The organism is Streptomyces sp. V4I8 (genome assembly GCF_041261225.1).
In the GTDB taxonomy this organism is placed as follows: domain Bacteria; phylum Actinomycetota; class Actinomycetes; order Streptomycetales; family Streptomycetaceae; genus Streptomyces.
Window position 1 is genome coordinate 546,839 of the sequence record NZ_JBGCCN010000001.1, and the last position, 23,134, is coordinate 569,972.

The following is a 23,134-nucleotide window of genomic DNA, read 5'->3' on the forward strand; positions in this document are numbered from 1 at the left end:
CTCCAGTGTCCCGGACCGGCATCAATCCACGGCAGGGCACACAAGAAGCACCTCCGGCGCGCGCCACGGCATTTACCACGCCCCCGGCGCGCACCGAAGGTGCGCTGGATCGCTGACCTGCTGAACCGGTGCACGAACCGCTGTCGGCGTACACGTGAACGTGCATAGTCACGTACGGATGAACGTGCATAGTTCCTGATGTGTTGAGGGCCGGTGCCCTGCACTCTGCTGCCTGTTGTTCAAGGTTGCAGAGAGGGGTCGATGGTGGTCTTGGACCCGCAGCGCTGGCTGGAACTCCGGCGTTTTCGTGGCCTGGTCGAGTCCGGGGCCATGAGCCTGTCGGAGGTTGCCAAGGAAACCGGGCTGAACTGGCGGACGGTCAGCAAGTACTTGTCTGCCGACGGGTCGGCGTCGCCGCCGCGTCGGACGGTGAGCGGGCAGCCACGCAGGCGGGTGGTCGATGAGGTCGCCCCGCTGATCGACGCGATGCTTCGGGCCGAGGTCCTGATGAAGGCCGCGGTGATCCACGAGCGGCTGGCCAAGGAGTACGGGTTCACCGGCAACTACCAGCGGGTCAAGCTCTACGTTCAGGAAGCACGCCCGAGGATCGCCGAGGAACTGGGCATCACGCCGAGGGAACTGGCGGGGATGCACCGCCGGTTCGAGGTGATCCCGGGCGCCCAGGCGCAGGTGGACTGGGGTGATGAGGGCAAGACCCTCGCTCACCTGGGCATTCCCAAGGTCTACTCCTTCCACATGGTGCTGTCGTACTCGCGTGACCCGTTCTGCTGCTTCACCACCAGCCTGGATCTGCAGACGTTCTTCGACTGCCACCGGCGGGCGTTCGCGCACTTCGGCGGGGTGCCGATGACGATCGTCTACGACCGCACCAAGACCGTCGTCCGCCGCCACGTCGCCCCCGGCGAGGCGGTCCCGCTGCACCCGGAAGCGGTCGGCTTCGCCGGCCACTACGACTTCGACATCGACGTCCTGGCCGCCTACCGGCCGCAGGGCAAGGGCCGGGTCGAGCGGCAGGTCCTGATCGTGCGCGACCACGTCCTGTCCGGGCGGGCCTTCTCGTCCGTCGAGGAGATGGACGCGGCGTTCGCCGCGTGGGTGCCGCAGCGGCGGGCCCAGATCCACAAGACGCACCGGGAGGTCATCGGTGAGCGGGCGGCCCGGGACCACGCGGCCCTCAAGCCGCTGCCTCCGACGCCGTATCTGGTGGCCGAGCGGCATCTGCGGCCGGTCGGCAAGGACTGTCTGGTCGCCTTCGGCGGGAACCTCTACTCGGTGCCCGCCCGCAAGGTCCGCCCACGCCAGCTGGTGGAGATCAGGGCTACAAAGTCCCAGGTCATGCTGCACTCGACCGCCCCTGATGCCAGCGGGGAAACGCTGTTGGCCATGCACCCGCGGGCAGTCGGCCGCGGTGTCCGCATCGTGGAGGAGAAGCATTGGGACGGTCTGCCCACCGGCCAGGGCCGCCGGACCACCAGCGGCGACGTCCCGCCCCAGCCTCGTCACGAGCGTGTCCCCGGCGAGGAAGCCGGTCCGCTGCAGGCCCTGCTGCACCGGGCCGCGGCCACCCGGATCGAGGTCGGCCGTCGGCCGCTGTCGGTCTATGACGAGCTGACCGGCACCCGTCCCTTCACCACCCACCCGAGCACGAGGGAAACGTCTTGAGCGAGCTGGTCTCCACCCGCGTCCGCAGCACGGCCGGCAAGCTCGGCCTGCCCCACCTGGCCGAAGCCATCAACGAGTACATCCGGCGGGCCGACGAAGCGAAGATGGGCTACCTCGAGTTCCTCGACCTGGTCCTGTCCGAGGAACTCGCCGTCCGCGACGACCGGCGCTTCCGCCAGGGCCTGCGGCTGTCGAGGCTTCCACACCACAAGACGCTGGACGAGTACGACTTTTCGTTCCAGCCCGACCTCGACCCGCGCAAAATCAAGGACCTCGCCACCCTCTCCTTCGTGGAAGCCAAGGCGAACGCGGCCCTGCTCGGGCCGCCCGGAGTCGGCAAGACCCACATCGCCATCGCCCTGGCCGTCGCGGCCTGCCGGGCCGGCTACTCGATCTACTTCACCAGCCTCGACGACATGGTCCGCAACCTCAAAACCGCCGAAGCCGCCGGCCGGCTGACCAACAAACTCGGCACCTACCTGCGGCCGAGTGTCCTCGTGGTCGACGAAGTCGGCTACCAGCCCCTCGAACGCGCGGAAGCAAACCTGGTCTTCCAGGTGATCTCCAAGCGCTACGAGAAGGGCTCCATCATCTTGACCTCGAACAAGACTTTCAGCGAGTGGGGCCAAGTCTTCGGCGACGAGGTCCTCGCCACCGCGATCCTCGACCGGCTCCTCCACCACTGCGAAGTCGTCCCCATCAACGGCCCGAGCTACCGACTCAAGAACCGCCTCAAGGCCATCGAGCGGGAAACCGAAGTGGCCTGACACCTCTGCACGTTCAAACGTACGCAGCTATGCACTTCAGCTCGTACGCCGACAACCGCTCGTGCAGAGCGGTCAGTTCACCGGCCCACAACCTGACATCAGCAAGGTCCCCACCCATAACCACACCAACGACCAACCTGGCCAGCAGTCACGACAAGCACCGTTGCAGTACTAGGGTCCGTCTTCAAAGGGATCTTGCCCAGAGCAGGAACGACGCGAGTGTGACCGCCGCTTCGTAGGAGGTGGCGGTCTTTTCGTATCTGGTGGCGATGCCGCGGAAGCCTTTGAGCCGGTTGAAGCAGCGTTCGACGATGTTGCGGCGCCGGTAGGCCTCCCGGTCGAACCCCGGTGGTCGCCCTCCGCGGCGACCGCGATGGTGCCGGTGTCGCCGCTGGTCGTTCTTTTCCGGGATGGTGTGCGCGATGCCGCGTTTGCGCAGGTAGGCGCGGAAGCCGCGGGAACTGTAGGCCTTATCCGCGATGACCTGATCGGGCCGGCAGCGGGGTCGGCCAAGACCGGTGCGGGGAACGCGGATGCGTTCCAGAAGAGGACGTGCGCAGATGCTGTCGTGGCGCTGGCCAGGCGTCACCAGGATCGCGAGGGGCCGGCCCTTTCCGTCGCAGGCGAGGTGGATTTTGGTGGTTAGCCCTCCTCGGGATCGGCCGAGGGCGTGATCGTCCGGTTCGTCCGGCCGGAACTGCCCCCTTTTCGACCGGTGGCGGCGGCGTGCTGGTGGGCGCGGACGATGGTCGAATCGATCTGGACCAGCCAGTCGATGTCGCCTGCCGCGTCCGCGTGGGCCTGGATCTCCTGCAGAGCGCGGGTGAACACACCGTCCAGGGCGTAACGGCGGAAGCGGGTGTACACGGTCTTCCACGAACCGTAGCGTTCCGGCAGGTCACGCCAGGAGATCCCGGTCCGGATCTTGTAGACCATCCCATTGACGACCTGCCGGTCCTCCACGCGCGGCCGGCCCGTCGCAGCCCGCGGTATCAGTGGAGCGAGTAACTCCCACTCCTGATCGGTGAGTTCATGGCGGCGTATCACGCCACCATGATCCACCATCCGATGATCTTTGAAGACGGACCCTAGTGCCGCAGGGTTGACGGGCGATCATTTGAGGTGTCCCAAGCAGGGCGAAGAGAGCCACAAGCAAGTGAGGGCATCGGCCAGGATCGAGGATGCCGTGCACTCCACCAGGTCGTGCGAAGCCGGGCTGGTCGCACGCGCGATCGGCGCGACCCGTGCCGAGTAGCCGCTTCACACATGGGCTGACTCTCACGGTCGACCTGCAGGACAAAACAAGCACCCGGGCTTCAATTGCCGATAGCCCGGGTGCACGACATCGCCGAACAGCTACTCGGTGGCGTCAGTTCCAGATGCCGTCGCCACCGGACCGGCCGCTCTGCACAGGCTGAGCCAACTGGCCTTGCGGAAGTTGAGCCTGCAGCGCCTGAGCCTGTGCGGTCTGGTACCCCGTGCCCATCCCGGCGCTCGGGCTGCCATCGCGATCAGTACCAGTGCCTGCGCTGGCGGGACCACTGCTGCCGGGGGCTGTGGCGCCCCAACTGGGTGGCGGGGCCTCCTGGCCCCACGCGCCGGCGTTCTTTGCCTCCGGCTGCACCGCCGCTGCGCCCAAACCACCAACTACAGCACCAGGCGCCGCAGCCGCAGGAACAGGTCCACCTTGGCCGTCCTGAGCAGCCGCGGACCGGTCTCCCCTCTGGGTCGGTGTCCAACCTCCCTGCCACTGCCCGTTGCTGTCCATCCGCCAATTCCCCTGCCAGCCACCCTGCTGACCATGCCACTCATGCTGCGTCCCCGACTGGGGCCGAGGTTGCTGGACTCTTGGGCCAGCCTGTTGCAAGCCGTTTTGCCCACCTTGCTCGGGCTGGGGCCGCTGTACCTTCTGGGTCGGTGTCCAACCTCCCTGCCACTGCCCGTTACTGTCCATCCGCCAATTCCCCTGCCAGCCACCCTGCTGACCATGCCACTCATGCTGCGTCCCCGACCGCGGCCGAGGTTGCTGGACTCGGGGATCGACCTTCTGCGGCCGGTGCGGATTGACCCCGGTGCCTTGGTTGGTGGCCTGTTGGCGCGACTGGCCATAGAGCCTCGTCACCGTCGCCGCTTCATCGGCGGATGGCTCAGTGGGAACAGATCGGGAAGGAATCTCCCACCTCATGATTTCATCGGAATTCCCCGGGACGCGCCGGTTGTTGCCGCCTGTGGAATGGCCGAGCCCGAGAGTGTGACCGATTTCGTGCGTGACCACACCCAGCTTCTGCTCGCTTGAAGGCCGCCAACGGTACCACCAATCAGAATTCAGTGTGACCCGCTGACCATTACCACACTGGACACGTACATAAATGCAATTGTCACCCGCTTCGCCGGCCTTCATTCCCCCGTTAGGGTGTGGCCCAAGTCTTGCCATGTTGAAAATTAGTGCAGGACTCACGCCCGACCCACTTCTCGCGAACCAGGAAGCATTCCTGCCGCTAGCCTTTCGAAGTGCCTGATCCCAGGACTGAATTCCCTGGAAGATGATGCCCCGGGTAGGCGCATCAAGGCTGGCTATGTAATCCCACGTAATTACCGGCGGGCGCCCAGTGCCAGGTCCTGTTCCCTTCAGGGGCGGGGCATGGGTCACCGACCTGAAAGGAAATGGGTTGACATCAGCAGATGCACTCGTTGCACTCGCTAACAAACCTGCGGATAGCGGGGCGGCAACGATGCTTCCCCGAAGCGCTCGTGCCCGTATCGATGTCAGCTCCGTGCACGCTTTCCTATGGCGTCCTGCCACTTTCCTTCTCCTTGTTCTTAAATCAATCCCTCGGAGTGCCGAAGGAGGACCAAGGTCTATACTTGTAGGCCGCTGGGTCAGCGGAGTCTGATTCTCTGGGCTACACAAAGATCGGCCCTGGCGTACCGCGAACTACCGTAGACGGCCTGTCGTTCATCGACGTGCGAACCCTCGACGCATACCAGCGAAAGACCCCAGCGCTTTTGAACACTACGGTCAGCCGCGAACTGCACCCCGCATCGCGTCTCCCCTTTGAAGCCTGCAATTCAATAAATGACGAACTGCCTGCATACGGCCGTCTGCACAACTACGCCTCCCCATCCGTCTGCACAACTACGCCTCCCCATGACGAGACCTCTAGGCAATAGCTGGCGTCGAAATGAGAACATACTTGTTCAGCGACGGTCACATCCGGAGGACCCCGTCCGCCCCATCGACAACCAGCAGGAGCCGCATTGCGCATGTCACGGCAGTGACACTTCCGAAGGGTTACTAGAGTGAGATGTTGCTCACCATGACAAAAGTTCCTCCCGCACACCATCCCGACGTCCAGCCATAGACGAGAGGCGGTCCCCGACCGCCACCAGTGAATATGACGCAGATCACCCGGAGCGGTCAGGTGCAGCCGTCGATGAGACTCGCACCAGGGCAGAGGTGAAGGCGCCGGGCACATGGATTGTTAGAAATGCGTGAGCGTGAGTCCAAGACGGTCTCCGAGTACCCAAAGCTTGAGATCGACAGAGCCGTCGCCACGCCTGTGTGAGGAATTCACTGCGGATGCCGAGTTCGGGTCCGTTGCAGCAACGCAGTCCACTGGTCGATTATTTCGGATTGCATTGTGGAGACCTGCGACTAGCTCACCTGGCGAATGGCTTCGACTTCGCCGATGGCCACGCCACATCGACACGGTGTGGTCCAAATCACAGAAAGCGACCACAGGAGCGGCGTAATGCTCCGCCCTTCAGACGTGTCCTATAAGCAGCGCGGTGCACGCCGACGTTGATATACGCGAACAAGGGCATCCCTCATGAGCACGTTACCTAGCAATAGTCAACAGAACTGGACATGCCGCCCGTTTCTGAGTGTCCTGAACCTGAAGAGGAGTTGGCTGACCAGGACCTTGACCCGACGGGCACGGTGGTTGATGCACAGTCTCTGGAGCACGGCCAGCGGTACCGACGGTGCGTCGGCGCAGTCGAGCCGGTCGCGGACGATGTCGTGACCTCCGGACGCTACTTTGGAGCAGCCAGCGACCCCACGAACTCCATCGGGCGGTCGTCGACCCACCAGCATCGGTCGCACAGAACGTCCTCCAGCCGGAAGAAGCAACGCTCCTTCTGGAAGGAGCTGCCCATCCTGATCGGCATCGCGCTCGTCCTCGCCCTGCTGATCAAGACGTTCCTGGTGCAGGCGTTCTCGATCCCCTCCGACTCGATGCAGAACACCCTCCAGCAGGGTGACCGCGTCCTGGTCGACAAGTTCACCCCCTGGTTCGGCTCCGAGCCCGAGCGCGGCGAGGTCGTCGTCTTCAACGACCCCGACAACTGGCTCGCGGGCGAGCCCACCCCCGACCCCAACGCCCTGCAGACCTTCCTCAGCTGGATCGGCCTGATGCCGTCCGCGGAGGAGAAGGACCTCATCAAGCGCGTGATCGGCGTCGGCGGCGACACCGTCGAGTGCGAGGGCACCGGCCCGCTGAAGGTCAACGGCAAGGCGCTGAACGAGCCGTACGTCTACCCGGGCAACACGCCGTGCAGCCAGGACGACCAGGGCGGCCGGTTCAAGGTGAAGGTGCCCGAGGGCTCCATCTGGGTCATGGGCGACCACCGGCAGAACTCCCGCGACTCGCGCTACAACCAGGCCGACAAGAACCACGGCATGGTCCCCGTCGACAAGGTCGTCGGCCGCGCCATCGTGATCGCCTGGCCGATCAACCGCTGGGACACCCTGCCGGTGCCTGACACCTTCGACCAGGACCTGAGCGCCCGGTCCGCCGCTCTGACCGTCGCACCACAGGGGCTCGCCCTGGCCGGTGCGGTGCCGCCGGTGCTGTGGCGCCGACGCCTGGCCATCCGTTCCGTGTCGGGGAGGCCGTGCGACCGCCGATGAATGGGGTGCGCGGCGCAGGGGCGCCAACGGCAACCACCTCCCCTACCGATGGGATCGGCTGAGCGGCGGGCTTCAGCACCATCGCCCCGTCTCAGGCACTGTGCGGGTCATGAATGCCGTGTGCTACGTCATGAGGCAGACCTATCGCCTGTGGTAGCAGATGCCTGGGGCGGGTCCGAGCAAGGGCCCGCCAGTTGACGGGTTGGCCGTCGTATCAGGAGCTGGCTCGTCTCGGCGGCCGAACAGCCACGAAATTCGTCTCGATTACCCATCCGCTCCACACCAATCGCTCGCTGGACTCGACTCCTTTGGGCGATCCGAACTCCAATGCGGGCAGGCTCGTTCGGCGTCAAGGGCCCTTGAGACGCGGTTACTTCGGACTGAGGACCATGGCTCTCCACGTCGGTGAGAGACGGTGCACAGCCAGCGGTCTCTGTTTTGAGCGGGTTAGCACGCAGCTGAGACAGCCGAGGGGATGTCGCTCCATCCCGTCCTGCTATCTACAGGCTGGGCGGAATGGACACCGGAACTACTCGTGCCCCAGCGAGTTCGCGAAGTTGGCACCCGGCCCACTCCAGGGCTGCGGCCAAAGTCGAGATCTCGGAGTCGCCCCTCACCTTGACGAGGACTTTCGGCGAATGTCCTCCGTCCAACGTATCGAAGCTGCCACCGGCGAGGACATCAATCTCAATCTCGGCCCACGCTCCCGTTTTTGCGTCTCCTCCTCGGAGGCCAGTGGTCTCGACGCTTACCCGTACGGCAGATTCATCCCAGAACTCACCAATTGCTAAATTCATACCCTCATCGTAGGACTGAGGCCAATCCCGAACGGAAGCATCGCGGTAAGGACTCACACGACCGGCCGAACGACCACTCCTGCGCGCTGCTTGAGTGCGAGTGATCACGGGACGGTATGCCTCCGCCAGGGGAACGGACGCGGTGATGGTGGACATCCGATGTGCGCTGCACCTGGCTTGTCAAAGATCTGCCATGGCTTCAGTAGTGCTGCGCCACGATCGCTGCACGCCCTGATCGACTTCGCCACCGAAGGGCCCGACTACACCGACCAGCTGAGCCACGACGAGCTCTTCACTCTGCTCGCGGCCGGGCACGATGGTGACGGATGCAAGGCGCTTGGTGAGTGCGAGGGTGGTTCGGGGCACGGTTGAGGAGGCGGCCAAACGCGGTGATCTTGAGCAGCTGGGCGAGAAGGGGTTCATGGATGGAGCCACGTACTGGTAGACCGCCCGCGGGGCTGTTCGTGGGGCTGTGCACCCTGGATGTCATCCAGCTCGTCGATCACGTCCCGGCTCCCGACGAGAAACTCACCGCCCGCGAACAGACCGTCGCCGCGGGCGGTCCGGCGACGAACGCGGCTGTGACCTTCGCTCATCTGGGCGGCGCTCCCGTGCTGGTCACGGCCATCGGTTCCCATCCGCTGGCACGCGCGGTCACGACCGACCTGGACCGGGCGGGCGTGACCGTGTCGGATCTGGCGCCCCATGCGGTCGATCCGCCCGCTGTGTCCTCCATCATGGTCACCGCCTCCACCGGTCAGCGCGCCGTCGCCTCTACCAACGCCACCGCGCACCGGCTCGACCCACCTGACGATCTCGACGCACTGGTGGCTGCCTGCGACATCGTCCAACTCGACGGGCACCACATGGAATTGGCGACGAGCATCGCCCAAGCCGCGCGCGCCGCCGGCCGCCGCACCGTCCTCGACGCGGGCAGTTGGAAGCCCGGTACAGAGGATCTGCTGAGGTGGATCGACGTGGCCGTCTGTTCCGCCGACTTCCAGCCGCCCGGCACCGACGCCCCGGCCGGCGTCCTGTGCTTCCTCCAAGAGCATGGGGTCGCCTGGACCGCCGTCACCCGGGGAGAGCGGCCCATCGAGTGGGCGGGCCCCGACGGCGGCGGAATCGTCGAGGTGCCCAACCTGCCGGTCGCGGACACACTCGGCGCCGGGGACATTCTGCACGGAGCCCTCACCCATCACCTCGCCGTCCGGCGGGAGCTGACCTCACCGGCATTCGCCCGAGCCTTGTACGCCGCCTCCCTCGTGGCGTCGCAGTCCTGCGCATCCTTCGGCACCCGGGCCTGGATGCGCTGACCAGCATGGGTCGAGCGCCAGGCTCCGAGGCACTGTCCCGTCCAGGCGGGAAACCCTGAAGGGGTGGGTGATGCTGACGGGAGACGCGCGTGGTGGACACCGAGGTGTTGGTCACGAGCGCGGGACCGGTCGAGCCGGCCGCGGCGGCGGAGCTGCGGCGGCACGGTGTCACCTGCCGCGTCATCGACAGGCTCCAACCGGGTTGCCGTAGGCGAAGCCATTCCAGCTGCGGTTGCCGCCCGACGTCCCGTACGTGATCGCGGCGCTGCCCCGCTACGAGACGGAACGGATTATCGGGGAACGTCTCGCCTTTCGGCACCGTGATCGAGCGGGCACCGAGCTGGCCAACTTCACGCCGGAGGAGGATGGGGCTGTCACGACGTCCGGTGCTGGGCAGGAGCTGCGGTGACGTTTCCTCGTCGGCTGCGACGGGGCACACAGCGCCGTCCGCACGGGCTTGGGCGCGCCTTCGCGGGAGGCGCCCTTGGGAGGAATGCGCACTCGACAACGTGGAGGTGGACTGGAGCCCTTCCCGGGGGCAGATGTCGACACTGGTGCCTCCGGAGTGCTCCGCACGTGGCCAGAAGGACTCATGGGACTCGCAGTCCCATGGGCTGAGGCGGCGAGCCGTACATGCCCCGCAGCTCCTCCACGCGGTCGTGTGCCTGCTCGGCCGCGCGCTGCTTCTCCACGAGCTCTTCAGATGGATCCAGGTCCCTGAGGCGCCCCGTTCCGCCTGGCAGTCGTCGCCGCGATGATGTCTCGCCCTGAAGGAACTTGTTCTCGCTCTGGTGGCTGCAGTGTTCGGACTGGCTGACACAGTCGTGGGTGCGCGGGCCGCAAAGAAGGGAATCTTGATCAGTGCACAGGTCACCTTGCAACAAGTTCGCGATCAAGCTGACGTCGATCAAGCCCACTGGCCTCGGCAACAGCGGCTTCAGGCGTACCAGGGTTTCCTAGCAGCCCTGGACGAGTCTCTTCGCATGCTTAACTCCGTCGGTCTGCCTGGAGACTCCGAATCGTCTGGGCTCAACCCGCTTATGAGAAGTCCGGCCCTCGCAGAGCTGGTCGCTCGCTATCTGGTCGGCGACGAGCGCCCGTCTCAGTCGGCGTACACGATCTCCTCGGCGCTCGCGCAGAGCGACCCGACGCTCGAGGCCTTCGAGCGCTGGGCTCGCTCCCACCTGGAGCAGCCGCTCTCGATCGCCGACGCGGCGCGGGCCATCGGCGTCAGCGAGCGCACGCTCCAGCGCGCGGTGCTGCATCACCGACGGCGTGTCCTTCGCGAGCGCACCGGAGCGACGGCGAGCACCCTGCGGGGTGATGACCCGCCCGGGGTCGAAGACTCCATAGCGCGTATGCCGAATGCCGGTATCAGGGAACTACGGACTGGTGCTGGTCGTGCTCGGCTGCTCGATCGTGCTCGGTGCCGGGGTGGATGGGGCGACATTGGAAGGCGGGGCGGTGGTTGGCGGGGGTGGGGGCGGCGCGGTCTCTGTCAGGGCGGGCGTGGGCGTGGGCGTGGGGGGGGTGGGCGACGTCGCGGGAGGCGGCGTGGTCGGCGTGGTCGTGGAGGGCGCGGGAGTCGTCGGCCGGTGGGTATGGGCCCGTGGTGCGGCTCGGCGTGGCCGAGGGGTAGGCAGGCCCTGCCCTCGGTGCGGGGATGTCGGCTGCCGCGGGCAGCTTCAGATGGAAGTTCTCCACCGTGCGGCCTTTCAGAGCGGCGGTCATTTACGTGGTCCAGATCCGCGTCGGATACGAGCCGCCGTTGACCCGGCTGATGCCGGCCGCGCTGCCGAGGGAGATCCGGGTGTGGCTGGTGGGGTTCTCGGCGAACATGGCGACCGAGGTGGTCAGTTGGGGGGTGTAGCCGACGAACCATGCGGAGAGGTTGTTGTCCGTGGTGCCGGTCTTGCCCGCGGCGGGCCGGCCCAGGGCGGTGGCCAGGTAGCCGGTGCCCTCGGGGCTGACGACGCCCTTCAGGACCGAGGTGACCTGATCGGCGGTGGACCGCGAGAACGCCCGCGCCGCGTCATGGCCGGGCAGATCGTGCGCCTTGTTGTCCCGCGTGAGCTGCTGCACCGGCCACGGGGCGATGTGCCGGCCGTGGTTGTCGAAGGTCGCGTAGGCGCCGGCCATGTCGAGCGGGCTGGGGGTGGCCACTCCGAGGGTCAGGGCAGGGGTGGCGCCCATGTCGGGTGTGTCGGCGGGGAGCCCGGCGGCGATGGCGGTCTCGCGCACCCGGGCGAGACCGGCGTCGGCGCCGACTTGGGCGTACACCGCGTTGACGGACTTCATCATCGCCGTGCGCAGCGTGATCCGGCCGTAGTCGCGGTCGTCCTCGTTTGGCGGGCAGTAGTGCAGACCGCGGGGCAGGCCCTGGACGCAGCGGCGGCTGGTGCCGTCGTAGCGGGTTCGGGGCGTGATGGCGTGACCGTCCTGAGCGGTGGCGCTGTGCTGCAAGGCGGCGGCGAGGTCGAACGGCTTGAAGGTGGAACCGACCTGCAGGTCGTGTCGGGTGGCGTCGTTGTAGGGCCGCTCGGCGTAGTCGGGCCCGCCGTAGGCGGCGACGATCCGTCCGGTGGACGGGTCCACGGACGCCGCGCCGACACGGATGTACTTGGCCTTGCGGGTGTCCGGCATTTGCCGCAGCACCTTCTTCACCGCGGCGACCAGCGCGTCCTGGTCCTTCTTCACGAAGGTGGTGGTGATCTGCCAGCCGCCGGAGCCGAGCACGGCTTCGTCGATGACCTGATGGTCAATCAGGTACCGGCGGGCGATGTCGATCAGATACCCGGCCTGACCGCTGACCCCGGGGGTGGGCCGGGGCGCCCTGGGTGCGGGGAACGCCGTCCTGGCGCGCTCCCCCTTGTCCAGGTAGCCGAGCTCGACCATGCCGTCCAGGACGTAGTTCCAGCGGGCGACGGCCGCGGCTCGATTCGCCGGGGTTGCCGTGGAGACGTCGTAGCTGCTGGGAGCCTTGAGCACGGCGGCGAGGTAGGCGCTCTGCGCGGCGTTCAGCTGCGAGGCGCGGATGCCGTAGTAGGCCTGTGCGGCGGCCTTGATGCCGTAGGCGTTGCGGCCGAAGTGGCTGGTGTTCAGGTACCCGGCCATGATCGAGTCTTTGCTCTGCGTCTGATTGACCTTGATCGCGATGATGGCCTCTCTGACCTTGCGGTCAAGGGTTCGTTCGCGATCGAGGTAGTAGTTCCGCACGTACTGCTGGGTGATCGTGGAGCCGCCCTGCAGGCCCTTGCCGGTGACGGTTCTCCAGGCCGCGCATCCCCACGGCGACCCGCTCCTCATCGCTGCCCGGCACCGCACCGAGGGCTATCCCCTGCCCCGCACCGATGACCATGACGTGCTCGCCGCAGGCTGGCGCACCATCGCCTCCAGCCAGCTCTTCGAAGCCTACGAACCCTTGGAGATCGGCATGCACTACGCAACCGACCTCCTGCCGTTCGGACCGCACACCGAAGTGCGCACCCGCGGGCCCGCCGCCCGCCGCTGGGGGCAGCAACTAACACCGTGCACCCCCACCGCACTGCACGCCGTCCTCGCCGACGACGCCCAGGACGTGACCTTCTACACAGACCGCACCACGGGCATTCCCGTGATCCGCAAGGGATCCTCCCGCGAAAGCACATGGATCTTCCTCGCCCCGCTGCGGCTACCGGATCCCGACGCCCAGCTCAAGTCCGTGATCCTGGAAGACACCGTGTGGATACAGACCACGGACGACCGGATCCACCCCGGGCCGTGCACCCCAAGGGAGCACCTGTGGTGGGGCCCCGGCGGAGGGACCGGCCCACGGAGGCCGCCTGGGTCATCTCCCAGCTCATGGACGACCTCAGTACGCAAGTGAGCCTGGACGACCACTGGCACCACGCCCCCGCCGGCCTGAGGAAGCTACTCAACCAAGCCCACGCGTACGGCACCGAACTCCCACGGCCCGTGCTCGATCACGCCCGATCGCAACAGGCCGGCGACACCTTTTAGCCGACGGCCGACGCCGCCTGAAAAACGAACACGGCAGGCAGGAAACGCCGCCGTAAATCGTCGCGCGGGGTACGTCAGCCAGCGCCGCGGGGGTTGTCCCGGTGGTGGTGGATCCAGGCCAGGCCTGTGGGGTCGAGGTGGCGGCGGGCGCGTGTGACAGCGACATAGGCCAGGCGGGCTTCGGCCTCGTTGACGGGTCCTGGAATCGGGCGTCCCGCCGCCTCCAGTACGTCGGTTTCGGGCGGTGGGGAGAAGTCGGGTGCGATCCGTACATGGGACCATTCCCGGCCTTTGGCTTTGTGGACGGTGGACACCGCGACCTGGGCTGTGGATCCCGGGGCGAGTTGCTCGACGGCTTGGAGGATGGCGTCGGGTCCGTGCTCGTCCACGAGGCTGGCGAAGGGCTGCAGATCGCTGGCAGCGGGGTCGTGTTCGGCGTATTCGCGCAGAGTGGGTCGTCGGACCTCCTGGTGTCGGCAGGACCGTGCTGTCCGTCGCCCTGGGCTGGGCCGCGGTCGATGCCGGATCCGGTGGCCTCGCAGGCAGCGGCGCTGACGAAGCTGATGCAGTCCTTCCTCCCGACGCACGGCTTCCCGCCTGGCCACAACGCCGTGATGCTCGCAGCCGACGACAGCCACCAGGCGACGGACGCACTCGTGGACCTGACGCCGATCCCCTCCAACCCGACCACCAGCCCTGGACCGGGCGGCCTGACGCTGGCCGTTCGCCCCCTGTCAGGTCTTGCCCGGCGCCCGCCGTCCGCCGGCCTGGCGGCCGTCCAGACCGACGCCGGCGGGGCGAGGTCACGCAGGGACGCCGAGCGGCGGGTGCTCGAGCACGCGGGGCTTGTACTCGACCAGCTGGATGCGGCCGTCGAAGGTGCGGTGCTCGATCATCTCAAGGGCAACGTCCGGATAGCCGTCGTAGATGCGTTCCTCGCCCGTGGCCCCGGTGATCACCGGGAACATCACGACCCGGAAGCGGTCGACGAGTCCGGCACGTAGCAGGGACCGGCACAGGCTCAGGCTGCCGATCGTGCTCAGGAGCCCCGAGCCACTCGACTTCATGGCGCGGACCGCCTCGACGGCGTCGTCGCGGACGAGGGTGGAGTTGGCCCATGTCAGTGGCTCCTCGAGTGAGGAGGAGAACACCACCTTGGACGCTTGCGTGAGCTCGTCGACGGACGCCTCTTCTTCGGGCCTGAACTCGTCCTGGCCATCCGGGACCTCGCCCGCGGCGAAGCCCGACATCAAGCGATAGGTGTTCGCTCCCATCAGGTAGGTGGCCTCGGGCTGCCCGCCGAGCCACGCGAGATACTCCGGACCCTCCAGGCCCCAGAACCCGGGCCACCCCTCTCCCGACGCGTACCCGTCGAGGGAGGTGATGAAGTCGACGAGAAGCTCCGCCATGAAACATCTCCTTTTCCCAAGGTGTCACCAGCATGGACCGGCCGGAAGCCACAAACTCATCGGCCGCGCTGGGGAGAAACGAGAAAACCCATGACATTGATTCCTAATACTCCAGCCGTAGATCGTGATCTCGATGGTGAGGGGCGTCGAGGCGGCAGGTGTCCAGCGTGGATCATCTCGCCCGAGATCGCCCATGCCGTCGCGGGCGTCGGCTCCTTCTCCGTCTACCCGAGTTCACCGCGACGGAGGGCGTCCCTTATCTCGCTGAGCTTCGCGGTCGTTGCCGGGGTCCGCTCCTGTGCTTGTTCAGCGAGTCGGAGGGCATCGTCGATCTCGCTGAGCTTCCTGGAGGACAGGACGGCCGCCCGCTCTATCAGGTCGTCCCGGGACACGGTGGTCAGCCACGTGCACGGGGTGAAGCCTGGACGCGGGAACGCGAGCCGCAGCACGCCTTCGAGCGGCAGCCCTTCACCGGCGCCGACCGTCACTTCGATGCCCAGACCGCTGATGTCGAGGCCCGCCGGAGCGACGACCTGCATCACCTGGAACCCGGACGCGTCGTCTCCTGACAGCAGTACGACCAACCTCCGCTCGTCGAACTGGACCCACCAGACTTCGCCACGTTGCACAAGCCCTCCGATACACAGGACGGCAGGCAGACGCTGCGCGACCTGACGCGGTGTGGAGACGGGTGCGGCCACCGTTGATCATCGGTGTGTGAAGACAAACGATCATGCGGTGGCCGCAGGTCACAGCGTAGACCCTGTCTGCTGGCAGGAGGCGTTCGAGGGCCTGATGAGCCGGATAGCGGGACGCTTCACACGCGTCGAATCCCGACGCCGGGCCCGGAAGTTGGTACTCGGCCTATTGTCGGACCTGCCGCGCAAGAACTGCTGGACCATCGCCGAGTGGGCCGGGGACAGGACCCCGGACGGCATGCAGTACCTGCTCGGGAGGGCGAAGTGGGATGCCGACCAGGTCGGCGACGAGGTGGGTGACTACGTGGTGGAGCATCTGCACGGCGACGTGGCGGTGCTGGTGGTCGACGAGACCGGCGACGTGAAGAAAGGCACCGACACCGTTGGAGTCCAGCGGCAGTACACCGGCACCGCGGGCAGGATCGAGAACGCCCAGGTCGCCGTCTACCTGGTCTACGCCGGCCGCCGCGGGCACGCCGCAGTGGACCGGGAACTCTATGTTCCGCGTTCCTGAACCTCCGATCCCGACCGCTGCCGGGCCGCCGGCCTCGGTGACAATACGGAGTTCGCGACCAAGCCGGAGCTGGCCGCTCGCATGGTCACCCGATTCCTCGACGCCGGCGATCGGGCCGCCTGGGTCGCGGGAGACGAGGTCTATGACGGCAACCCGAGGCTGCGCACCGCGCTGGAGGAACGCGGCACCGGCTACGTCCTCGCGGTGGCCTGCTCGCACGAAGTCACCACAGGCGCCGGGAGGTTTCGCCCCGACATGTTGGCCAGGAAGGTGCCCAAGAGGGCCTGGCAGAAGCTGTCCGCAGGGGCCGGAGCCAAGGGCCACCGCTTCTACGACTGGGCCGTCATCGACCTCACCGATCCCCGGCCCGGGAGCCGGCAGCTGCTGATCCGCCGCAACCGCAGCACCGGCGAACGTGCCTACTACCGCTGCTACTCGCCTGCCGCAGTGCCGCTGACCACCCTGGTGTGCGTCGCTGGATCAAGGTGGCGGGTCGAGGAGTTTTTCCAGTCCGGCAAGGGCCTGGCGGCCCTGAACGAGCACCAGGTCCGCCGCTACCCGTCCTGGTCCCGCTGGGTCACCCTGGCCATGCTCGCGCATGCCTTCCTCGCTGTCCTCCGCGCGAACGAACACGAGGGTCATCCCTCGCCCGACGAGCTGATACCGCTCACTTGTGACGAGATCCAACGACTGTTCATCACGCTCGTCAACCGGACCGTCTTTGACCCTGTCCACCGACTTCGCTGGTCCGTCTGGCGACGCCGCCACCAGGCCCGATCCCAGACCAGCCACTACCGGCGTCAAGCCGCTCAAGCATGAAGATCACGATCTACGGCTGTAGTATTAGTCCCTTCAGCTGTAGATCATGGTGGTTGCGGGAGTTCGAGGGTCTCTAAGCTGGGTAACTGCCGTGTATGAAGGCGGAGTTGCTGGATGTCCCGGTCGAGGTGTCGGACCGGGAGTGGGCGGAGGAGTGGGCGGGGCGGCTGGACGATCTGCTGGTGGGGGTCGGGGACCTGTTCGGCCGGGTGGAGACGCAGTGGCATGGGGAGATGTGCGTCCGGGGCCTACTGGGGCCGGTCTCGCGCAAGAACGGCTGGCAGCTGGCGGAGTGGGCCGGAGAGCGTGTGCCGTGGAACCAGCAGCACTTGCTGGACCGGGCGAAGTGGGACGTGGAGGGGGTGCGGGACTTCACCCGCCGGTACGCCGTCGCCGAGCTGGCGGACGACGGCGTGGGCGCGGGGCCCGGCGGGGCCGGGGTGCTGGTGGTGGACGAGACCGGGTTCGCCAAGCGCGGGAAGGCTTCGGCCGGGGTGGCGAGGCAGCACTCCGGGACGCTCGGCGGGGTATTCCCCTGCCAGATCGGGGTGATGTGTGCGTGGGCCACCGGTGCGGGGCAGGCGTTGATCGACCGGGAGTTGTACCTGCCACGGGAATGGACGGACGAGCCGGATCGCTGCCGGGCCGCGCACGTGCCCGAGCAGCGCGGCTTCCTGACCAAGCCACGGCTGGCGGAGGCGATGATCGAGCGGGCGCTGCCCGACCTGCCTCAGGAGACGGGGAAGGTGTGGGTGGCCGCCGACGAGGTGTACGGGCGCGAGCGTGCGTTCCGTTCCTTCCTGGAGGAACATCGTCTGCCGTACGTGGTCAACGTGCAGGCGAACTCGCCGGTGCTGCAGCGTCCGGGCTGGCGGCACGCCGCCCGGCTGGTGGAGCGGGTCGCGCGGGAGGAGGACTGGGTCGAACTGCCCGCCGGGCCCTCCCAGTTGGATACCCGCACGTGGCAGTGGTGGGTGCGGCGACTCCCCGGCGAGGAGGAGATGGTCGATGGCCAGGCGTGGGCGCGGTGGCTGGTCGCGCGACGCCGCCTGGAGGATCCCGGCAAACGCGACTACTACCTGGGCTGGGGCCCGGCCGACACCCCGGTCGAGGAGATCGTTTTGGTGCCGGGCGCGCGCTGGCGGGTGGAAGAGGCGATCAAGCTGGCGAAGTCCGCCTGCGGGATGGCTGACTACGAGGTCCGCTCTTTCCACGGCTGGTACCGGCACGTCACCCTCGCCCAGCTGGCCGCCGCGTTCCTGGTCGGCTGCGACGCAGCCACCGCCCGCGAGAACGGCCCGCTGGCCCGGACCCGCTACGGCCAGCCCGCGCCGACAGCACCCGTCGCCGAGAGAGGGGGACCCGCCTGATCCCAGCAGCCCACCCGCCCCCGTCCGCTTCACCGCCTTCGAGATCAGGCGCCTGCTCATCTTGCTCACCCCGCTGCCCGACCGCCACCAACGCATCCGGCACGGCCTGGCCTGGTCCGCCTACCGCCGCCTCCACCAGGCCATCGCCCGTGCCTGCCACCGACGCCGCCGAGCACACGGTCACACCGTCCCAGCCGGACCCGACACACCAACAGAACTCCCGCAACCACCATGATCTACAGCTGAAGGGTTAGTACTCCAGCAGCGGTTCGTGTCCTGAGCTGGTGGTTGTCGTTGTCCTTGCATGGAGGCGATGGCTGAAGTCAGTTGCTGGGTGGCTGAGTTGGAGTCGGTGTTCGGGCGGGTGGCGGGCCGGTTCGTTCGGGCGGATCTGCGGTGGCGGATGCGGGACTATGTCCGTGGTCTGCTGGGACAGGCGGCACGCAAGAACGGCTGGCAGCTCGCGGAATGGGCAGGTCACCGCACTCCGGACGGCTTTCAGCGGTTGTTGAACAGCAGTGTCTGGGACGCGGACGCGCTGCGTGACGACGTCCGTTCATACGTCGCTGAACGACTCGGACCGGACGGCGTGCTGATCATCGACGACACCGGGTTCATCAAGAAGGGCACCACATCGGCCGGGGTGGGCCGGCAGTACACCGGTACCTCGGGAAAGATCGACAACTGCCAGATCGGGGTGTTCGCCGCCTACGCCACCCGCTCAGGGCGGGCCCTGGTCGACCGTGAGCTCTACCTGCCGAAGTCCTGGACCTCCGACCGGCAGCGGTGCCGGGCGGCAAAGATCCCAGACGAGCGAGGCTTTGCCACCAAGGGCGAGCTGGCCCGGGACATCGTCCGCCGCTGCATCGCCGCCGGCCTGCCCGCCGCATGGGTCACCGCCGACGAGGCCTACGGTCAGGACTGGCACTTCCGCCGCCTGCTCGAGCAGCTCGACCTCAGTTACGTCGTCGCCGTGCCCAAGTCACAGCAGATCAAGTCGCTTGCTGGAATCTGGCGCATCGACCAGCTCATCGAGGAGGCCCCTGCCGATGCCTGGCAGCAGCTGTCGTGCGGCGACGGGGCGAAGGGGCCGCGCATCTACGACTGGGCCGCGGCCAAGCTGCCCGTCAACCTGATCTTTGACCCCCATCCGCCCACCCACCACCGCTGGGTGATGGGCCGCCGCAGCCTGTCCGACCCCGGCGAACTCGCTTACTACCTTGCCTATGCACCCGTTGATGTCGAGATCGCCGAGCTGGTCCGGATTGCCGGCTCCCGCTGGGCGATCGAGGAGTGCTTCCAGGCCGCGAAGAACGAGTGCGGCCTGGATGAATACGAGGTCCGCCGCTACATCGGCTGGTATCGGCACATCACCCTGACAATGCTCGCCCACGCCGTCCTGGCCGCACTCGCCGCCCAGGTCACCGGCGACGCCGCAAAGGGGGCCGCAGAAACGGATCAGCCCTCGTCCCCCTCACCGTGGCAGAGATCCGGCGACTCCTGGACGCTCTCCTGCCCCGTCCACGACCCGACCGCGATCCCATCACCCACACACTGAACTGGTCGGCCTGGAGAAGACAACGCCAAGCCATCGCCCGCCGCTGCCACTACCGAAAACGCAGCTCAGGACACGAACCGCTGCTGGAGTATTAGACCGTGTCCTACGTGGTGAGGCGGACGTTGACCCGGTATGGGGCGGGGAACGTGGAGTTGGATCGTGCCGGACGGGTTGTGGGAGATCGCCAAGCCGTTGATCCCTCCGCCGCGGGTGCGTGAGCGCGACACCGGAACCACGCCGTCCCTCCCGTGGCGCCCGGAGGACGGGCCGCCCCCGGAGGCGTGGACGTGGCCGTACGGCGACCGCCCGGCGCTTGAGGTGTGGTCCGCCGGGAAGTGGCGGTGTGCGCCGGTCATGACGCGGCAGAACTGTGCGGACGGATCGGTGCGCTACCAGGTCGAGGCGGACCTGCACGGGACGACGTCGGTCACGTCCCACACGTATCGGTGGCCACAGCCAGGGTTGCGGAAGTGCCACGCCAGCGGCTCCACGCCGTCCGGGACAGCCGACGAGTGGCGCCAGAGGTGAATGCCGCAGGGGCGGCCCAATCGGGCGGGGACGGGGCCGCAGGGGCGTTCGCGTGACCTGCAGCTCCGCGGCCAGGACGTCGCCGATTACGAGGGCGCACACGAATGGGTGATCTGCGCTAGCTTTGCAACGGGGCATTGTCTCATAAAGGTGCATTGATATTCAGCAAGCACCCGCCCCAGCCCTCAAAAGCATCATGGCGCCGACGAGCCGTGTGCCCGTCATTCTGGTGAACAGAGGGCTCCCTTCCGTTAGGGGGTTTACTGTGAATCGGCATCCCCGCCGCAAACCTGAATCAAATGATCCGATTCACGGCTCTCGCCACCCGCAGGCGGACCGCGCCATCAGTTCCCGAACTCGCCATCACCGACATGGGCGAAATCTGGGAAACGTTGCGCATCCCCCTACGGGAAGGTCCAGTATTGCCGGATGGTGGTCCCACCTCAGTGAGCCTCTTTCATCCCGTGTTTGCGCAGATCAGGAGGGCGTGTACGGCGCGGACTATGCGGCTGAGACGGTTGGTTGAGCAGCGTGCCCTTCGGAGTAGGCGCCAGGACTTGAGCTGGGCGAGGGCGCGTTCACCAGATGCGCGCAGGCGGGCGTGGTCGCGGTTGTACTGCTGGTAGCGCTCGGGTAGTTCGCGGTGTCCGTAGTACGGGGTGCGGACGGTGGCGCCGGCGCCCTGGTAGGCGCGGTCGGCCCAGGATGAGAATCTGCCGGGTCAGGCAGGCTTGGATGATGCCGTGGGCACGGGCCGCGGTCAGGTCGTGGGTCCGTCCAGGCGTTGCCCGGGAGAACCACAGCGGGGTTCCGTCCGGCGTGGTGATGACCTGGACGTTCATGCCGTGCTTCTTGTGCTTTTGCGAGTAGTACGGCTCATCCGCCCGGATGCGGTCGATGGGAATCAGCGCCCGTCGATGATGACGAAGTCACCCCTTCGCCCAGGCCGACGAGGGCCTCCTGTAGGCCCGGTGCCCAAGCGGCCAGGACCTCGACGGTCTCGTCCACGTATCGCCACGCCGTCGCCTCCGACACCCCGAACCCGGCCGCGACCTGGGCGAGCGTCTCGTTCTTGCGTAGGTGGGCCAGGGCCAGCAGAGCCTGCTTGAAGCAACCCGGCTTCCGCCAGGGCGAGTTCAGTTCACGCCTTCGGGCGTAGATGAGCCAGGAGACATACTCGACCAGCTCATACGGGACGTCGGGCATGGAAGGATACGGAACCAACAGAGCCCCTCGGCCGCCGGTGTGATGAGTGAGATCACCACGCCAACGACGAGGGGCTCTGCCACGTCACCACTACCGCTGACCAGCTCATTTCACTCTCACGGCACGGGATGAAAGAGGCTCACTAACGGCTCGACCGCTGCACCACATCGGACACGGTCATAGGCAGGACGGTTCTGTCACGGTCCAGCCAGAGCAGAAGGAGACCGAGCGTGCAGGCGAGGGCCGGCCAGTAGATGTAGCGGTAGCTCGTCGCCGGCATGATGGGCAGGTAGCCGAGCACGTAGGCCGCCGAGCTGATGCCCAGGGCCCGGATCGGCAGGGAGAACGTCCCCTTGCCCGGACGGAGGGCGAGCACGAGCGCGACAGCGAGCCAGAACCATCCGCGGAAGAGCGGCCGCAGGTCTGTGACCGCGCTGCTGACGTACGTCTCGAACGCGTCTTCCAGCCTGGGGTGGGCCACCTCCATTCCCAGGTCGTTATCGTCGACCCCTGACTGGTACGGGTAGCCGGTCTCGAAGAGCAGGGCCGTGAACAGCCGCAGCCGGTACTGGAGATAGCCGGGCACGTGCCCGCTCATCTCGCGCAGCCACAGGGACGTGATCGGGCCCGCATCCTTGGTCAGCCCGTGCGCCGGGCGCTCGTAGCAGGCCCAGTAGGCGTCCGACAGGGCATCGACGCGGTCGCACTTCTCCGCGGCGGCCACGAGGCGGTCGCGGAGGTCCGCTGGTACGTCCGCCGACCGCAGTTCCTCCACGGTCAGGACGTGGACCAGGTCGTCGAGCATGATCTGCGCGCCCTGATTCGTCTGTACGGGCCGGGCGAAGAGGGAGACGGCGGCGGCGGGCACGACCAGGGCGGCCACGAGTGCCGCCGTGCACAGGACCCATGTACGGCGTCCGGGAGCCCGCCACAGCGCGAGGACGAGCATGACAAAGACGGGGATCGCCGCGAAGAAGGCGTTCTTGCGCACAAGCATCGCGTAGGCGAGGAAGAGCACGCCCAGCCAGACCAGACCCCAGCGCACCGCGGCGGGAGGGCGGCCTTCCCGCAGCCGTAGCCCGACGAACGCGACCGCGCAGGCGGCGAGCAGCGCGACCGCCGCGTGGACGTCCTTCCACACCACGCCGACGAACGTCAGGACGGGGGGAGTCAGCCCGACGCCGAGGACGGCGAGCGAACCGGTACGGCTCGCGGTCAGTTCCCAGACGCACCAGGCCACCACCCACAATGCGCCCCAGAAGAGGACGGACTGCACGGCGGCCATGGACGCGGGCGTGCCGGTGACGGCGATGAGCGCACGCCAGACCAGGCTCAGCACGGGTGGGTGCCAGTCGGTCAGGGGCGTCCTGCCCATGGCTTGCCGGAGCTGGTCGATGCTGTCGGGACTCATGTACCCGGGGGCGAAGACGACGGACGTGGCCAGGCAGCAGACTGCGGCGATGGCGGCCAGTCGCCAGACCCAGAGCTTTTCGCCCCGAATCCACACTCTTTGTCCCATATGGCGGATGCTAACAGCGTCGGCTGGACGTACGGATCA

At 67.1% G+C, this 23,134-nt stretch carries 15 protein-coding genes and 3 pseudogenes; 9 read left to right on the forward strand and 9 right to left on the reverse strand.

Translation table 11 applies throughout. From position 1 onward, the window contains the following. Positions 1-261: 261 nt before the first annotated feature. Complete coding sequence (gene istA / locus ABIE67_RS02620; protein WP_370251680.1) at positions 262-1,683, forward strand: IS21 family transposase; 1,422 nt, start codon at positions 262-264, stop codon at positions 1,681-1,683. Beyond that, positions 1,680-2,450, forward strand: coding sequence for an IS21-like element helper ATPase IstB (gene istB, locus ABIE67_RS02625; RefSeq protein ID WP_370251676.1), 771 nt, complete (start codon positions 1,680-1,682; stop codon positions 2,448-2,450). Before istA ends, istB begins: the two co-directional genes overlap by 4 nt. Before the next feature lie 184 nt (positions 2,451-2,634). Here istB and ABIE67_RS02630 read toward each other — a convergent pair. Then, positions 2,635-3,494 (reverse strand): IS5 family transposase gene (locus ABIE67_RS02630; RefSeq protein WP_370268088.1). Its coding sequence is split into 2 segments (ribosomal slippage): positions 2,635-3,128 and positions 3,128-3,494, totalling 861 coding nucleotides; the frame shifts between segments, so codons are not numbered across the junction. A 3,025-nt stretch (positions 3,495-6,519) separates the two neighbouring features. Here ABIE67_RS02630 and lepB point away from each other — a divergent pair. Then, positions 6,520-7,362 carry a signal peptidase I gene (gene lepB, locus ABIE67_RS02635; protein WP_370268092.1) on the forward strand — a complete coding sequence of 281 codons (843 nt, stop codon included), beginning with the start codon at positions 6,520-6,522 and terminating at the stop codon, positions 7,360-7,362. Positions 7,363-8,584: 1,222 nt separating this feature from the next. Next, entirely contained in the window at positions 8,585-9,475 is an 891-nt protein-coding gene (locus tag ABIE67_RS02640; protein ID WP_370252608.1) for a PfkB family carbohydrate kinase, read from the forward strand. 1,102 nt (positions 9,476-10,577) lie between these two features. Here the strand turns inward: ABIE67_RS02640 and ABIE67_RS02645 are convergent. The 3 genes from ABIE67_RS02645 to ABIE67_RS02655 form a co-directional block, all read right to left on the reverse strand. Then, positions 10,578-10,718 carry a hypothetical protein gene (locus ABIE67_RS02645; protein ID WP_370252610.1) on the reverse strand — a complete coding sequence of 47 codons (141 nt, stop codon included), beginning with the start codon at positions 10,716-10,718 and terminating at the stop codon, positions 10,578-10,580. A 131-nt stretch (positions 10,719-10,849) separates the two neighbouring features. Next, positions 10,850-11,206, reverse strand: a complete 357-nt coding sequence (locus ABIE67_RS02650) for a hypothetical protein (protein ID WP_370252612.1) — start codon at positions 11,204-11,206, stop codon at positions 10,850-10,852. Beyond that, positions 11,207-12,781, reverse strand: a complete 1,575-nt coding sequence (locus tag ABIE67_RS02655; protein WP_370252614.1) for a transglycosylase domain-containing protein — start codon at positions 12,779-12,781, stop codon at positions 11,207-11,209. It abuts the gene before it with no gap. On the opposite strand from ABIE67_RS02655, the gene ABIE67_RS02660 reads away from it, so the two are divergent. After that, positions 12,735-13,340 (forward strand): hypothetical protein, encoded by a 606-nt coding sequence (locus tag ABIE67_RS02660; protein WP_370252616.1) that lies wholly within the window; start codon positions 12,735-12,737, stop codon positions 13,338-13,340. The two genes, ABIE67_RS02655 and ABIE67_RS02660, sit on opposite strands and share 47 nt — an antisense overlap. A gap of 208 nt (positions 13,341-13,548) precedes the next feature. Here the strand turns inward: ABIE67_RS02660 and ABIE67_RS02665 are convergent, their stop codons facing one another. From ABIE67_RS02665 to ABIE67_RS02675, 3 genes are all read right to left on the reverse strand, one after another. Beyond that, entirely contained in the window at positions 13,549-13,863 is a 315-nt protein-coding gene (locus ABIE67_RS02665) for a 3'-5' exonuclease (protein ID WP_370252618.1), read from the reverse strand. Positions 13,864-14,277: 414 nt separating this feature from the next. Continuing rightward, positions 14,278-14,883, reverse strand: a complete 606-nt coding sequence (locus ABIE67_RS02670; RefSeq protein WP_370252620.1) for a dihydrofolate reductase family protein — start codon at positions 14,881-14,883, stop codon at positions 14,278-14,280. Between the two features lie 224 nt (positions 14,884-15,107). Beyond that, positions 15,108-15,512 carry a type II toxin-antitoxin system PemK/MazF family toxin gene (locus ABIE67_RS02675; RefSeq protein ID WP_031080431.1) on the reverse strand — a complete coding sequence of 135 codons (405 nt, stop codon included), beginning with the start codon at positions 15,510-15,512 and terminating at the stop codon, positions 15,108-15,110. 166 nt (positions 15,513-15,678) lie between these two features. On the opposite strand from ABIE67_RS02675, the pseudogene ABIE67_RS02680 reads away from it, so the two are divergent. From ABIE67_RS02680 to ABIE67_RS02695, 4 genes and pseudogenes are all read left to right on the forward strand, one after another. After that, positions 15,679-16,914, forward strand: a pseudogene (locus ABIE67_RS02680) (IS701 family transposase). 95 nt (positions 16,915-17,009) lie between these two features. Continuing rightward, a complete protein-coding gene (locus tag ABIE67_RS02685) occupies positions 17,010-18,284 on the forward strand; it encodes an IS701 family transposase (protein ID WP_370252625.1) in 1,275 nt (424 codons plus the stop codon). Between the two features lie 313 nt (positions 18,285-18,597). Further along, positions 18,598-19,842 (forward strand): IS701 family transposase, encoded by a 1,245-nt coding sequence (locus tag ABIE67_RS02690; RefSeq protein WP_370252627.1) that lies wholly within the window; start codon positions 18,598-18,600, stop codon positions 19,840-19,842. Between the two features lie 132 nt (positions 19,843-19,974). Then, a pseudogene (locus ABIE67_RS02695) lies at positions 19,975-20,076 on the forward strand (IS5/IS1182 family transposase); the annotation flags it as partial. 751 nt (positions 20,077-20,827) lie between these two features. Here the strand turns inward: ABIE67_RS02695 and ABIE67_RS02700 are convergent. Both ABIE67_RS02700 and ABIE67_RS02705 read right to left on the reverse strand, forming a co-directional pair. After that, positions 20,828-21,635 (reverse strand): annotated as a pseudogene (locus tag ABIE67_RS02700) (transposase family protein). Positions 21,636-21,718: 83 nt separating this feature from the next. Then, positions 21,719-23,095 carry a hypothetical protein gene (locus ABIE67_RS02705; RefSeq protein WP_370252630.1) on the reverse strand — a complete coding sequence of 459 codons (1,377 nt, stop codon included), beginning with the start codon at positions 23,093-23,095 and terminating at the stop codon, positions 21,719-21,721. Positions 23,096-23,134 lie beyond the last annotated feature (39 nt).

Coding starts and splice junctions, on each gene's coding strand:
- istA (WP_370251680.1), top strand. CDS start 262: ATGGTGGTCTTGGACCCGCAGCGCTGGCTGGAACTCCGGCGTTTTCGT.
- ABIE67_RS02640 (WP_370252608.1), top strand. CDS start 8,585: ATGGAGCCACGTACTGGTAGACCGCCCGCGGGGCTGTTCGTGGGGCTG.
- ABIE67_RS02650 (WP_370252612.1), bottom strand. CDS start 11,206: ATGACCGCCGCTCTGAAAGGCCGCACGGTGGAGAACTTCCATCTGAAG.
- ABIE67_RS02655 (WP_370252614.1), bottom strand. CDS start 12,781: ATGAGGAGCGGGTCGCCGTGGGGATGCGCGGCCTGGAGAACCGTCACC.
- ABIE67_RS02670 (WP_370252620.1), bottom strand. CDS start 14,883: ATGGCGGAGCTTCTCGTCGACTTCATCACCTCCCTCGACGGGTACGCG.
- ABIE67_RS02685 (WP_370252625.1), top strand. CDS start 17,010: ATGAAGGCGGAGTTGCTGGATGTCCCGGTCGAGGTGTCGGACCGGGAG.
- ABIE67_RS02690 (WP_370252627.1), top strand. CDS start 18,598: ATGGCTGAAGTCAGTTGCTGGGTGGCTGAGTTGGAGTCGGTGTTCGGG.
- ABIE67_RS02705 (WP_370252630.1), bottom strand. CDS start 23,095: ATGGGACAAAGAGTGTGGATTCGGGGCGAAAAGCTCTGGGTCTGGCGA.